Annotated in this window: 1 protein-coding gene; it reads left to right on the forward strand. The window is 78.6% G+C overall.

What is annotated here, in order from left to right; all coding sequences use genetic code 11:
- Positions 1 to 16: 16 nt before the first annotated feature.
- Entirely contained in the window at positions 17 to 15,124 is a 15,108-nt protein-coding gene (locus WJX68_RS01355; RefSeq protein ID WP_340285625.1) for an amino acid adenylation domain-containing protein, read from the forward strand.
- Positions 15,125 to 15,133 lie beyond the last annotated feature (9 nt).

Below are 15,133 nucleotides of genomic sequence, written 5' to 3' on the forward strand. Positions count from 1 at the left end.
CCAGGAGCCCCCTCCCGTGACCCGCACGCTGCCGACCCCCTCCGACCCGCGTCCCGGCCGGGTGCCGCACGGCACGCCCGCCACCTGGCCGGCGCTGTTCGCCCGGCAGGTCGCCGCGGCACCGGACGCCGTCGCCGTGCGCTGCCGCGACGAGCAGCTCACCTACGCCGAGCTCGACGAGCGCGCCGGGCGTCTCGCGTCGGTGCTGCGCGCCCGCGGTGCCGGGCCGGAGCGGCTGGTCGCGCTGGCGGTCGAGCGCGGCGTGGACCTGGTCGTCGCGCAGGTGGCGATCCTGCGTGCGGGCGCGGCGTACCTGCCGGTCGACCCCGACCAGCCGGCGGCGCGCACGGCGCTGGTGCTGCAGGACGCGCGGCCCGCGGTCGTGCTGTCCGGCCGCGCGGTCGCGGCGCAGCTCCCGCTGCCCGACGGCGTGCCCACCGTCCTGCTCGACGACGCCGCGGACCGGGCCGCGGTCGCCGCCGCGCCGGTCGCGCCCGTGCCGGACCTGGACGTGCACGGCGTCGCCTACGTCATCCACACCTCCGGTTCGACGGGCCGGCCCAAGGGGGTCGTGCTGACCCACAGCGGCGTCGCGCAGCTCGTCGCGACCCAGACCGAGCGGCTCGGCGTTGGCGCGTCCGACCGGATCCTCGGGTTCGCCTCCACCGGCTTCGACGTGGCGTTCTGGGAGCTGTGCATGGCGCTGCTGTCGGGGGGCTGCCTGGTGGTGGTGCCCTCGGAGCTGCGGCTGCCGGTGCCCGAGCTGGCCGGGTACGCCCACGAGCACGCCGTCACGGTCATGGTGCTGCCGCCGGCGCTGCTCGCCGCGCTCGGCCCGGACGTCACACTGCCCCCGGCAACGCTGCTCGCGGGCACCGAACGGGTCTCCCCGGAGCTGGTGGCGCGGTGGGGCCGCGGCCGGCGGATGTTCAACGCGTACGGCCCGACCGAGGTCACCGTCAACTCCACGCTGGGGCTGTGCGACCCGGCCCGCACCGGTCCCGTCGTGCCGATCGGAATCGCCGACCCGATGACCGACGCCCACGTGCTGGGCCCCGACCTCGCCCCCGTCGCCGACGGCGAGCAGGGCGAGCTCTACCTCGGCGGGCCCGGCCTGGCCCGCGGCTACCTGAACCGGCCGGGCCTGACCGCCGAGCGCTTCGTGGCCGACCCGTTCGGCCCGCCCGGCGGGCGCCTCTACCGCACCGGCGACCTCGTGCGGGTCGACGACCGCGGCGAGCTGGAGTTCCTCGGCCGCGTCGACGACCAGCTCAAGGTCCGCGGCTACCGGATCGAGCCCGGCGAGGTCGAGTCGGTGCTGCGCGCGCACCCGCACGTCGCCGAGGCCGTGGTCGGGGTGCACGAGACGGCGCCGGGCGAGAGGCGCCTGGCCGCCTGGGTGGTGCCGGCCACCACGACCGCCCCGGGCGACGCGGACGAGCGCGTCGCGGACTGGCGCGAGGTGCACGAGCTGCTCTACGCCGCGACCTCGGCCGAGGACGGCGACCCCACCGGCTACGAGGGCGGCTTCGCCGGCTGGAACTCGACCTACGACGGCACCCCCGTCCCGCGCGAGGACATGCGGGCCTGGCGCGACGCCACCGTCGCCCGGATCCGGGAGCTGGGCCCCGGCCGGGTCCTGGAGCTGGGCGTCGGCAACGGCCTGCTGCTGTCCGAGCTGGCCCCCGGCTGCCCCCGCTACGTCGGCACCGACGTGTCCGCCGAGGCCGTCGCGGCGCTGTCGCGGTGGGTCGCGACCCGCCCGGAGCTCGCCGGCCGGGTCGAGCTGGCCTCGGCCGCGGCGCACGAGCTCGACGGCCTGAGCGGGCCGTTCGACACCATCGTGATCAACTCCGTGGCGCAGTACTTCCCGGGCCCGGAGTACCTGACCGACGTCCTGCGCCGCGCCGCCGCGCTGCTCGCGCCCGGCGGCGCGGTGTTCGTCGGCGACGTCCGGCACGCCGGGCTGCTGCGGACCTTCCGGGCCGGCGTCACCGCGGCCCGCGCCGCCGGCGCGGAGCCCGCCGCGCTGCGCCGCGCCCTCGACGGCGCCGTCGCCTGGGAGGGCGAGCTGCTGTGCGGCCCGGAGTTCTTCACCACGCTCGACGGGTTCGCCGCCGACGTGCGGATCAAGCGGGCCCGTGCGCACGACGAGCTGTCGCGCTACCGCTACGACGTCGTCCTGCGCCCGGGCGCGGCCCCCGCCGCGGACCCCGGGGCGGTCGCGCTGAGCTGGGAGGGCGCCGGGCGCGACGCCGGCGCGCTCACCGACGCGGTGCGCGGCGCGCTCGGCGCGGGCCCGGACGCGCTGCGCGTCACCGGCGTCCCCGACCTGCGCTCGGCCGACGACCGCGCCGTCCGGGCCCGCATCGACGGGGACCCCGCGCCCGAGGCGGGCGCCGACCCCGAGCCGCTGCTGGCGCTGGGGGAGTCCCTCGGGTACCGGGCCGCCGGCACCTGGGGGCCGGCCGGGACCGTCGAGCTGCTGTTCACCCGCCCCGGCGTCGCCGCCGCAGCGGCCTACCGGCCCGGCGCCGCGGCCGACGGGCCCGCCGTGCACCGCCCGGCCCCCTTCCGCGACGTCGACGCCCTGCTCGGCGCCCTGCGCGAGCACCTGCGCGACCGGCTGCCGGAGTGGATGATCCCGGCCGTCGTGGCGCTGCCGTCGATCCCGGTGCTGGCCAACGGCAAGACCGACCGGGCCGCGCTGCCCGCCCCGGACCTGTCCGCGCAGGTGCGCGGCACCCGGCCCTCCACCCCGCGCGAGGAGCTGCTCTGCCGGCTGGTGTCGGAGGTCCTCGGGGTCCCCGGCATCGGCGTCGACGACGACTTCTTCACCCTCGGCGGCGACTCGGTCAGCTCGATCCGCCTGGTCGTGCTGGCCCGCGAGCACGGGCTGCTCGTCACCCCCCGGCAGGTGTTCACCCACCGCACCGTCGAGGAGCTGGCCCCGCTCGCGACCGCGCGCGCGGCCGCCGGCCCGTCCGGCGCCGCGAGCGCGACGGCGCTCGACGACACCGCCCGCGCCGCACTGGCCCACCTCGACGGCGTCACCCTCACCGGGCCGGTGTCCCCGCTGCAGGAGGGCTTCTTCTTCCACGCCGCACTCGACCCGGCCGACACCTCCTACGTCGTGCAGGAGGTCCTCGACCTGCCCGCCGACGTCGACGCCGCGGCGCTGCGCGGCGCGCTGGCCGACCAGCTCGCCGAGCACCCGCAGCTGCGCGCCGGATTCGCCCAGCGCGCCGACGGGCGGGTCGTGCAGGCCGTCGCCGCGCACGTCGTGCTGCCCTGGTCCGAGCACGCCCCCACCGGCCCGGCGCAGGCCACCGCCCTGCTCGACGCCGAACGCGCCCGCCCGTTCGACCTCGCGCGCCCGCCGCTGCTGCGGGCGGCCCTGCTGCGCGAGCCCGGCCGCAGCCGGCTCGCGCTCACCTTCCAGCACGCCGTGCTCGACGGCTGGTCGGTCGCCCTGCTCGTCGACGGGCTGGGGGCCGGCTACGCCGCCCGCACCGCCGGTGCCGTTCCCGGCCCCGACGGCGCCGACGGCCCCGACCTGCGGGCCCGCCGGGCCGAGGAGCGGCTGCGCGCCTGGTTCGCCCACCTCGACGCGCTCGACGCCGGCGCCGCCCACGCCGTCTGGGACGCCGAGCTGGCCGGCGCCGAGCCGGTCCGGCTCCTCGACGCGCTGCCCGCCCCGGCGGCCCCGCCCGCGCCCGGCACGCCGGAGCACCGCCCCCGGCCCCCGCACGCGCAGCGCACCCTGACCCTCGACGCCGCCGCGACCACCGCGCTGGAGCGGGCCGCCCGGGCCCGTGGCGTCACCGTCTCGACGGTGCTGCACACCGCGTGGGCGCTGACCGCCGGCGCGCTCACCGGCAGCCGCGACGTGCTCGTCGGCAGCACCGTGTCCGGCCGCGACGCCGCCGTCGACGGCATCGACGGGGCCGTCGGGCTGTTCGTCAACACCGTCCCGGTCCGGCTGCGCTGGGCGCCGGGCGAGCCGCTGTCCGCGGCGCTGCACCGGATGCAGGACGGCCGCACCGCGGTGCTCGACCACCCGCAGGTCCGCCTGGCCGAGCTGCAGCGCGGCCGCGGCGAGCTGTTCGACTCGATCGTCGTCGTGGAGAACTACGCCGGTGCCCGCCCGGGCCTGGTCACGGCCGTCGAGGTCCGCGACGCCGTGCACTACCCCCTGGCGCTGATCGTGCGCACCGGCCGCGAGACCGGTGTGACCCTCAAGCACGACACGGCCCGCGTCGGCGACGACGCGGCGGCGCTGCTGCTGGAGGTGTTCGGGCGGACGCTGTCCGCGCTGGTCGACGAGCCGGGGCGGACCGCGGCGTCGCTGCCGCTGCGCGCCGCGCCGGAGACCGGGGTGCACGGCCCGGTGCGCCCGCTCGACACCCGCACACTGGCCCAGCGGGTCGCGGAGGGGCTGGCGCGCGACCCCGGCGCCACGGCCGTCGTCGCACCGGACGGGACCCTGACCGCGGCCGAGCTGGACCGCCGCTCCGCGGCCGTGGCCGGTGCGCTGCGCGGGCGCGGCGCCGGGCCGGGCACCGTCGTGGGGGTCGCGGTGCCGCGCTCCACGGAGCTGATGGTCGCGCTGCTCGGCGTGGTCCGGGCGGGCGCGGCGTACCTGCCGCTCGACCCGGAGCACCCGGCCGAGCGGATCGCCGACACCGCCGCCGACGCCGGCGTCGACACCGTGCTCGTCGGCACCGGCACCGGCACCGGCACCGGCACCGGCAGCGGCACCGGCAGCGGCACCGGCGCGGGAACGGAGCTGCCCGAGCTGCCCGGGGTGACCCGGCTCGCCGTCGCCGCACTCGCCGACGGGCCGGTGCCCGCCGCGCTGCCGTACCCGGACCCCGCCGACGCCGCGTACCTGATCTACACCTCCGGCTCGACCGGGCGCCCGAAGGGCGTGGTCGTCGACCACCGCGCCATCGGCAACCGGCTCGACTGGATGCAGTCCGCCCACCCGCTGGCCGCCGACGACCGGGTGCTGCAGAAGACCCCGGCCGGGTTCGACGTCTCGGTGTGGGAGTTCTTCTGGGCTCCCTCGGTGGGGGCCGCGGTCGTGCTCGCCGCGCCCGGCGGGCACCGCGACCCCGGCCACCTGGCCCGCCTCGTGCGCGACGAGCGGGTCACCACCCTGCACTTCGTGCCCTCGATGCTGGAGGCCTTCCTCGCCGACGAGCGGGTCACGGCCGACCCGTCCTGGGCGGCCGGGCTGCGCCGGGTGTTCTGCTCCGGCGAGGCGCTGCCCGCGTCCGCGGTGGCGGACTGGCACGCCCTGACCGGGGTGGCGCTGCACAACCTCTACGGCCCGACCGAGGCCGCCGTCGACGTCACCGCGCACACCGTGCAGCCCGGCGCGGGCCCGGTCGTGCCGATCGGCGTCCCGGTCGCCAACACCCGCACCCACGTGCTCGACGCCTGCCTGCGCCCGGTCCCCGACGGCGTCCCCGGCGAGCTGTACCTCGGCGGGGTCCAGCTCGCCCGCGGCTACCACGCCCGGCCCGGGCTCACCGCGGACCGCTTCGTCGCCGACCCGTTCGGTGCGCCGGGGGAGCGGCTCTACCGCACCGGTGACGTCGTGCGCCGCACCGGCGGCGAGCTGGTCTACCTCGGCCGTTCCGACGGCCAGGTGAAGATCCGCGGGCAGCGCATCGAGCTCGGCGAGGTCGAGGTCGCCCTCGGTGCGCTCGACGGCGTCGGCCGCGCGGTCGTCGTCGTGCGCCGGGACGGCCCGTCCCCGGCGCTGGTCGGCTACGCCGTGCCCGCCCCCGGCGGCACCGCGCCCGGCGCCGCGGCCGACGGCTCCGTCCTCGACGGCGCCGCGCTGCGCGACGCGCTCACCGCGACCCTGCCCGAGGCACTGGTGCCGTCCGCGGTCGTCGTGCTCGACGACCTGCCGGTCACCCCCAACGGCAAGCTCGACCGGGCCGCGCTGCCCGCGCCCCGCACCGCGCCGAGCGGCTCCGCCCGTGCGGCCGGCACCGAGGCCGAGCGGGTGCTCTGCGCCGCGTTCGCGCAGGTCCTGGGCCGTGAGCAGGTCGGACCCGACGACGACTTCCTCACCCTCGGCGGGGACTCCATCACCTCGATCGCGGTGTCGTCGCGGGCCCGCCGGGCCGGGCTGGAGGTCGGCCCGGGCGACGTGCTCGCCGGGCGCACCCCGGCCGCCGTCGCCGCGCGGGCCGGTGCCGCGACCGCCCCGGTCCCGCCGCTGCCCGAGCCCGACCCGGCCGTCGCGGCCCGGGTCCGCGAGGTCGCCGGCGACGGCGTGGAGCGCGTCTGGCCGCTGTCGCCGCTGCAGGAGGGCCTGTACTTCCACGCGGGCCTCGACGGCGGGGCCGACGTCTACACCGTGCAGGAGACCGTCGAGCTCGACCACGAGATCGACGTCGACCGGCTGCGCGACGCGGTCGCCACGATGCTGCGGCTGCACCCGACCCTGCGTGCCGGGTTCACCGCCGACGGGCTCGACGGCCCGGTGCAGTTCGTGCTCGCCGCCGAGCGGACCGCGGTGCCGGTGCGGCTGGTGCACACCGCGTCCGCGGCCGAGCGCGACCGGCTCACCGCGGCCGACCGCACCGCGCCGTTCGACCTGACCGCGCCGCCGCTGTTCCGGATCACGGTGCTGCGCGGCGACGGGCGCGACCGGCTCCTCGTCCACCGCCACCTGCTGATCTGGGACGGCTGGTCGGCGTGGCTGTTCCTCGAGGGCCTGTTCGACACCTACGCCGGGTCCCCGCCGCCCGCCCCCGGCGGCGGCTACGAGGACCTGCTCGCGCTGCTCGCCGCCCGCGACCCGGGCCCCGGCCGCGCCGCCTGGCGCGACGCGCTCGCCGGGCTCGACGAGCCCACCCTGGTCGCGCCCGGCCCCGCCGGCGGCCCGCGCACCGTCGCCGAGACCCACCTCGACCTCGACGCGGCCACCTCGGCGCGGCTGCGCGCGCTCGCCCGCTCCGTGCAGGTCACCCCCAACACCGTGCTCTCGACGGTCTGGGCGCTGGCCCTGGCCGCCGGCACCGGGCGCGACGACGTCGTGTTCGGCACCTCGGTCGCGGGGCGCCCGGCCGCCGTCCCGGACGTGGAGAACGTCGTCGGGCTGTTCCTCAACACCGTCCCCGCCCGGGTCACGCCGCGGCCGGGGGAGACCGGGGCGCAGCTGCTCGCCCGGGTGCAGGCCGACCGCCTCGCCCTGACCGAGCACGAGACCGTCGGGCTCGGGGAGATCCAGCAGCTGTCCGGGCACCGCACCCTGTTCGACACCCTGTTCGTCTACCGCCCGGAGGGCGGCGCGGAGCGGGTCGCGGAGCTCGGCGCCCGGCACGGCATCACCGCCCTGCACGGCGCCGACGCCACCCACTACCCGCTGACCCTGGCCGTGACCCCGGGGGAGCGGTTCCGGCTCACGCTGTCCCACACCGTCGGCGAGGCCGCCGCGGCCCGCTGGGCGGGACGGGTCGAGCGCATCCTGCACGCCCTGCTCGACGAGCCCGCGACCCCGCTGGCCCGGCTGGACGTCCGCACCGCCGACGAGCACGCCGAGGTGGCCGCGCACCGCGCCGGGCGCCGCGTCGAGCTGGGCACCGACACCGTCGCCGACCTGCTCGCACAGCGGGCCGCCGTCGCGGGCGGGGACCTCGCCGTCGTCGCCGGGGACGTCCGGCTCACCTACGCCGAGCTCGACGCGGCGGTCAACCGCACCGCGCGGCTCCTGCTCGCCCACGGCGCGGGACCGGAGACCGTCGTCGCGCTCGCGCTGCCCCGCTCGGCCGAGAGCGTCGTCGCGCTGTTCGCGGTGCTGCGCACCGGGGCCGCGTACCTGCCGCTGGAGCTCGACCACCCCGCGGAACGCCTGTGCGAGACCCTGCGCGACGCCCGCCCGGTCGTCGTGCTCACCACGACGGCCGTCGCGCCGTCGGTGGCGCCCGCGGGTGTGCCCACGCTGCGGCTCGACGACCCCCGGGTCGCGGCCGGGCGCGCCGCGCTCGACCCTGGCCCGGTCCCCGACGACGAGCTCGGCGCCTTCGCCCGCGGCAACCCCGCACGCCTGGACCTGCCCGCCTACGTCATCTACACCTCCGGCTCCACCGGCCGGCCCAAGGGTGTCGTCACCCCCTACCGCGGGCTGACCAACATGCAGCTCAACCACCGTCGCGAGATCTTCGACCCGGTCGTCGCCGACGTCCGCGCCCGCCGCGGGCCCGGTGCCCGGCTGCGCGTGGCGCACACCGTGTCCTTCGCGTTCGACATGAGCTGGGAGGAGCTGCTCTGGCTGGTCGAGGGCCACGAGGTGCACGTCGCGGACTCCGAGCTGCGCCGCGACGCGCAGCGGCTGGTGGCCTACTGCGACGCCCACGACGTCGACGTCGTCAACGTGACCCCGACCTACGCCGCGGCGCTGCTGGAGACCGGGCTGCTCGCCCGGCGCCCGATGCCGCTGGTGCTGCTCGGCGGCGAGGCCGTGTCCGACGCGGTCTGGGCGGCCCTGCGCGACGCCGACGGCGTGCTCGGCTACAACCTCTACGGCCCCACCGAGTACACGATCAACACCCTCGGCGCCGGCACCACCGACTCCACCGTCCCCGCGGTGGGGCGGCCGATCACCAACACCGTCGCGCACGTGCTCGACGGGTGGCTGCGCCCGGTGCCCGACGGCGTCCCCGGCGAGCTCTACATCGCCGGCGACGGCCTGGCCCGCGGCTACCTGGACCGGTTCGCGCTGACCGCCGAGCGCTTCGTCGCCGACCCGTGGACCCCGGGCGGGCGCATGTACCGCACCGGTGACCTCGTGCGGCGCCGGCCCGGCACCGGCGGCGTGCTCGACTTCCTGGGCCGCACCGACGACCAGGTCAAGATCCGCGGGCACCGCGTCGAGCCGGGCGAGGTGACCGCCCGCCTCGACCGGCACCCGCTGGTGTCGCGCTCGGCGGTCGTCCCCGTCCCCGGCCCGGACGGCGGCGCCCTGCGGCTGGTCGGCTACGTCGTCCCCGCCGCGCCCGACGCGCGCGCCCGCGCCGCGACCGCCGCCGGTGCGGTCGACGAGTGGCGCTCGATCTACTCCGAGGAGTACTCCCGGATCCCGGTCGCGGTGACAGACGAGGACTACGCCGGCTGGGACTCCTCCTACACCGGTGAGCCGATCCCGTTCGCCGAGATGTCGCAGTGGCGCGCCGCGACCCTCGACACCGTCCGCGCGCTGCACCCGCGCCGGGTGCTGGAGATCGGGGTGGGCACCGGGCTGCTGCTCGGCCCGCTGGCACCGGACTGCGAGCAGTACCGCGGCACCGACCTGGCCGAGCCGGTGGTGCTCGCGCTGCGTGCGGCGCTGGCCGGCGACCCGCGCTACGCCGGTGTCGAGCTCGACGCCCGCCCCGCCGACGACCTGTCCGGGCTGCCCGCCGGGCACTACGACACCGTCCTGCTCAACTCGGTGGTGCAGTACTTCCCCGACGCCGGTTACCTGGAGCGGGTGCTGCTCGGCGCCGCCGCGCTGCTCGCCCCCGGCGGGCGGATCGTCGTCGGCGACGTCCGGCGGCCGGACACGCTGCGCGCCTTCCACACCGCGATCGCCCGGACCCGCCTCGGCGCCGATGCCGGCCCGGACGCCGTCGGGGCCGCCGCCGAGCGGTCCCTGGCGCTGGAGAAGGAGCTGCTGCTCGCCCCGGCGTTCTTCGACCGCGTCGCCGCCCGCCTGGGCGCCGACGTCGCGGTCCGGCTCAAGCGCGGCGACGCGCACAACGAGCTGACCCGCCACCGCTACGACGTCGAGCTGCACCTGCCCGGGGCGCGGGTGCACCGCGCCGACCCGCACCGCGAGCACGCCTGGACCGGGTGGGACGACCTGGTGCGCCTGCTCGCCGCGGGCGCCGGCGGGGCCCTGCGGGTCACCGGCGTCCCGGACGTGCGGCTGGCCACCGAGCGCGGCGGGCCGGCCGACGGGCCCGAGCCCGACGCGCTGCGCGCACTCGCCGCCCGGCACGGGCTGCACGCCGAGCCGACCCCGGCACCGGAGCCCGGCGTCCTCGACGTCGTGCTGGTCCCCGCCGCCGACGCCGGGCGGCCCGTGGTGGGGCTGCACCGCCCGGCCCCGGCCGGTGCGCCGGAGGCGAACGACCCGGCCGCGGCCCGGCACGCCGCGGAGCTGGTGCCCGCGCTGCGCGAGGACCTGCGTGCGAGCCTGCCCGAGCACCTCGTGCCCGCGGCGTTCGTGCTGCTCGACGAGCTGCCGCTCACCGCGAACGGCAAGCTCGACACCCGCGCTCTGCCCGTCCCCGACGCCCGGGCCGGCGCCGCGCCGTCGCGGGAACCGCAGACCGCGGCCGAGCGGACCCTGTGCGCGGTGTTCGCCGAGGTCCTGGGCCTGGACGGGGTCGGGGCCGAGGACGACTTCTTCGACCTCGGCGGGCACTCGCTGCTCGCGACCCGGATCGTCGCCCGGCTGCGGACGGTGCTCGGCGCCGAGGTCGCGATCCGCGACCTGTTCGAGGCACCGACCCCGGCGCGGCTGGCCGCGCGGCTCGCCGCCGCGCCCGCCGGGGACGGCGGCACCCGCCCCGTGCTCGCGCCGCGCCCGCGTCCGCAGCCGCTGCCCGCGTCGTCGGCGCAGCACCGGCTGTGGGTGCTCGACCGCCTCGACGCCGACGCCGGCCGGACGAGCGCCTACCACTTCCCGATCACGTTCCGGCTGGCCGGCGCGCTGGACGCGGACGCGCTGTCCGCGGCGCTGGACGACGTCGCCGCGCGCCACGAGTCGCTGCGCACCCTGCTCGTCGACGACGGCGACGGCGTCCCGGTCCAGGTGGTGCGCCCGGTGGAGCAGGCACGGGTGCCGCTGCGGCGGAGCTCCGTGGCCGCCGCCGACACCGCCGCACTGACCGCACACGAGATCCGCCGCCCGTTCGACCTGGGTACCGAGCTGCCGGTGCGCGGGCTGCTGCTCACCGAGCACGACACCGGCGAGCACGTGCTCGTGCTGGTGCTGCACCACGTGGCGACCGACGAGTGGTCCGACCGGCCGTTCCTGCGGGACCTGTCGGCGGCCTACGCGGCCCGCGTCGCCGGGCGCGCCCCGCGGTTCACCCCGCTGCCCGTGCAGTACGCCGACCACACCCTGTGGCAGCGCGAGCTGCTCGGCGACCCGGCCGACCCCGGCTCGACCGCCGCCCGGCAGCTGGCGTTCTGGACGCGCACCCTCGCCGGGCTGCCCGCACGCCTGGACCTGCCGGTCGACCGGCCCGAGCCGCCGTCGCCGACGATGGCCGGCGACGCCGTCGAGGTGCCGGTGGAGCCCGGGCTCGCCGCGGCGCTGCGCCGCACCGCCCGCGCCGGCGGTGCGAGCACGTTCATGCTGGCCCGCGCGGCGACCGCGGTCCTGCTGCACCGGCTCGGCGCCGGCACCGACATCCCGGTCGGCGCGCCCGTCGCGGGCCGGGGCGAGCAGGCGCTGGAGGACCTCGTCGGGTTCTTCGTCAACACCCTGGTGCTGCGCACCGACCTGTCCGGGGACCCGGGCTTCGCCGAGGTCCTGGACCGGGTCCGGGCGGGCGACCTGGAGGCGTTCGCGCACGCCGACGTGCCGTTCGAGGCCGTGGTGCGCGCGGTCAACCCGGACCGCAGCGCGGACACCACCCCGCTGTTCCAGGTGATGGTGGTGCACCGCGCCGGGTCCGGCTCCGCCCGCGAGTCCGGCCTGGTCCTGCCCGGCGTCACGGTCGCGGACGCGCCGCAGCCGCCGGCGCGCGCCCAGTTCGACCTGGTCGTCGAGTTCGCCGACCGGCCCGGCGGCGGGCTGGGCGTGCGCCTGCTGTTCCGCACCGAGCTGTTCGACCGGCGGACCGTGGTCGCGCTGGGGGAGCGGCTGCGCACCGTGCTGCGCGCGGTGAGCGCCGACCCGCACCGCCCGGTCCGCACGATCGAGGTCGGCGGGCCCGGCGAGGCCGAGCGGGTGCGCCGCGCCCTCGACGGCGGAGGAGTGCCACCGGCCCGCACGATGTGGGAGATGGTGGCCGCGCGGATCGCCGAGCGGCCCGGGGCGGTCGCCGTCGTCGACACCGGCCGGACCCTGACCTACGCCGGGCTGGACCGGGAGACCGCGTCCCTGGCCCGCACGCTGCGCGCCCACGGCGTCGGCCCGGAGACCGTGGTCGGCGTCGCCGTGCCGCGGTCGGCGGACATGGTGGTCGCGGTGCTCGCCGTGCTGCGCGCGGGCGGCGCGTTCCTGCCGCTGGACCTGAACCTGCCCGCGGACCGGCTGCGGTACCTGCTGACCGACTCCGGCACCCGGCTCGTCGTGACCGGCGGCGACGCCGCGGACCGGCTGCCCGGCGTCGAGGGCGTCACCCTGCTCGACCCCGGCCCGGTCACCGACGGGCCCGCCCCCGCCGACCCGCCCGCCGACCCCGCGGGCGCCGCGTACGTCATCTACACCTCCGGCTCCACCGGACGTCCGAAGGGGACGGTGCTCACGCACGCCGGGATCGGCGAGCTGCTCGACCTCGCCACCGACCGGATGCGGCTCACCACGGACTCCCGGGTGCTGCAGTTCTCCGCACCCGGGTTCGACGTGCTCGTCTTCGAGCTCTGCATGGCGCTGTGCGGCGGCGCGCGGCTCGTGGTCGCCCCGGAGCGGATGCGGGCGCGCGGCGCGGACCCGGCCGAGCTGACGGCCTTCGCCGCCGAGCACCGCCTGACCCACCTGATCCTGCCGCCGTCGCTGATCACCGCGCTGCCCGCGGAGGTGTCGCTGCCGGCGGGCTCGACGGTGCTGGCCGGCACCGAGGCCGTCCCGCCGGACCTGATCGACCGGTGGTCGGACCACCTCGACCTGCACGTCGCCTATGGGCTGACCGAGGCCACCGTGAACTCCACGCTGTGGCACGCCCGCCCGGGCACGGCGTTCCGGGCGCCGATCGGGCGCCCCGACCCGGGGGTGCGCACCTACGTCCTCGACGACGCGCTCGTCCCGGTCCCGCCGGGGGTGCCCGGTGAGCTGTACGTGGCCGGCGCCGGGCTCGCCCGCGGCTATCTCGGCCGCACCCCGCTGACCGCGGAGCGGTTCGTGGCGTGCCCGTTCGGCGCGCCGGGGGAGCGGATGTACCGCACCGGTGACCGCGTGCGGCTGCGCCTGGACCCCGACGCGCCCTCGCCCGAGCGCGAGCCGGTCCTGGAGTTCCTCGGCCGCGCCGACGACCAGGTCAAGATCCGCGGGTACCGGATCGAGCCGGGGGAGATCGAGGCCGTGCTCGCCGGCCACCCCGGCGTCGCCCAGGCGGCGGTGGTGGTGCGCCGGCGCGGCGCGGTGACCCGCCTCGACGGCTACGTCGTGCCCGCAGGCGGCAGGACCGGCCTGCCCGACGACCTGGCCGCGCACCTGCGCGAGCGGCTGCCCGAGCACATGGTGCCCGCGCACCTCGTCGCGCTGGACGGGCCGCTGCCCCGCACCCCGAACGGCAAGATCGACCGGCGGGCGCTGCCCGAGCCGGAGCCGGTCGGCGGCACGGGCCGCGCACCCGCCCCGGGACCCGAGCAGGTGCTCGCCGCGCTGGTCGGCGAGCTGCTGGCGGTGCAGCGGGTCGGCGCCGAGGACGACTTCTTCGCCCTCGGCGGCGACTCGATCATCGCGATCCGGCTGGTGTCGGCGGCGCGCGCGGCCGGGCTGGCGCTCACCCCGCGCCAGGTGTTCCGCCACCGCAGCGTGGCGGCGCTGGCCGCCGTCGCGACCCCGGTCGAGCGGGCACACGCCCACGACGACGGCGTCGGCCCGGTCGGGACCACCCCGATCCTGGACTGGCTGCGCGAGGTCGACCCGCACGCGCCCGGCTACAACCAGTCCGTGCTCGTGCGCACCCCGGCCGGGCTGACCGGGCCGGTGCTGCGCCGCGCGCTGTCCGCGCTGGGGGCCACGCACGGGATGCTGCGCGCCCGGCGCGGCACCGGGGGCGCGCTGGAGGTCCCCGCCGAGGTGCCCGCACCCGCACTGCGCGTCGTGGCCGCCGCCGACGCGGCCGGCCTGCGCGCGCAGGTCGCGGCCGAGGCGCACGCGGCCCGCGCCCGGCTCGACCCGGACACCGGCTCGCTGCTGCAGGCCGTCTGGTTCGACGCCGGCGACGGCGCCCCGGGACGGCTGCTGCTGGTCGTGGCGCACGTCGCCGTCGACTGGGTGTCCTGGCGGATCCTGCTCGACGACCTCGCCGCTGCCGTCGCCGCCCAGGCCGGGGGCCGTGCGCCCGACCCGGCCCCGGTCCCGGTGTCCTACCGCGCCTGGGCCGGGATGCTCGCCGAGGAGGCCCTCCGCCCGGAGCGCGTCGCGGAGGCCGGGCGCTGGCGGGCGGCGCTGGACGGGCCGCGGGTGGGGCCGCCGCTGCGCACCCCGTTCGACCCGGACCGCGACCGGCACGGCACCAACCGGGTGCTCTCGGTGGAGCTGCCGGCGGCGCTGTCGGCGGCCGTCGTCGCCGCGGGCCCGGACCGGGTACTGGCCGCCGGGCTGGGCATCGCGGTCGCCGACCTCGCCCGCCGCCACGGCGGGAGCGCCGAGGGCACCGTCGCGCTCGCGGTGGAGGCGCACGGCCGCGAGGAGGAGGCCGTGCGCGCGCGGCCGGACCTGTCGCGCACCGTCGGGTGGTTCACCGCGATCCGCCCGGTCGTCGTCGACCCGCGCGGGTCCGGCGGCACCGTGCCCGCCGGGCTGCCCGACGACGCCGCGGCCGCCGCGGCGGTACTGGCCCGCCTCGTCGACGACCTCGACGGCGAGCCCGACCACGGCCTCGGGTTCGGGCTGCTGCGGCACCTGAACCCGGACACCGCGGCCGGTCTCGCGGCGCTGCCGCTGCCCGAGATCGAGGTCAACTACCTGGGCCGGTTCGACCGGCGCGCCCCGCGCGACTGGGGCTTCGCCGAGGAGGACGACGCCGTCGACATCGCCGTCGAGCCCGACATGCGCCAGCGGTTCCCGCTGAGCGTCATCGCCCGGACCGTGGACGGCCCCGGCGGGCCGCGGGTGCACGCCGACCTGGTCCACCCGGCCGCCGTGCTGGACGACGCGGTCGTCGCGGACCTGGCCCGGACCTGGGAGCGGGCCCTGCGCGCGCTGACCGGGTAGTCGCACACG

Origin of the sequence: Pseudonocardia spirodelae (genome assembly GCF_037727765.1) — a bacterium.
Classification (GTDB): domain Bacteria; phylum Actinomycetota; class Actinomycetes; order Mycobacteriales; family Pseudonocardiaceae; genus Pseudonocardia; species Pseudonocardia spirodelae.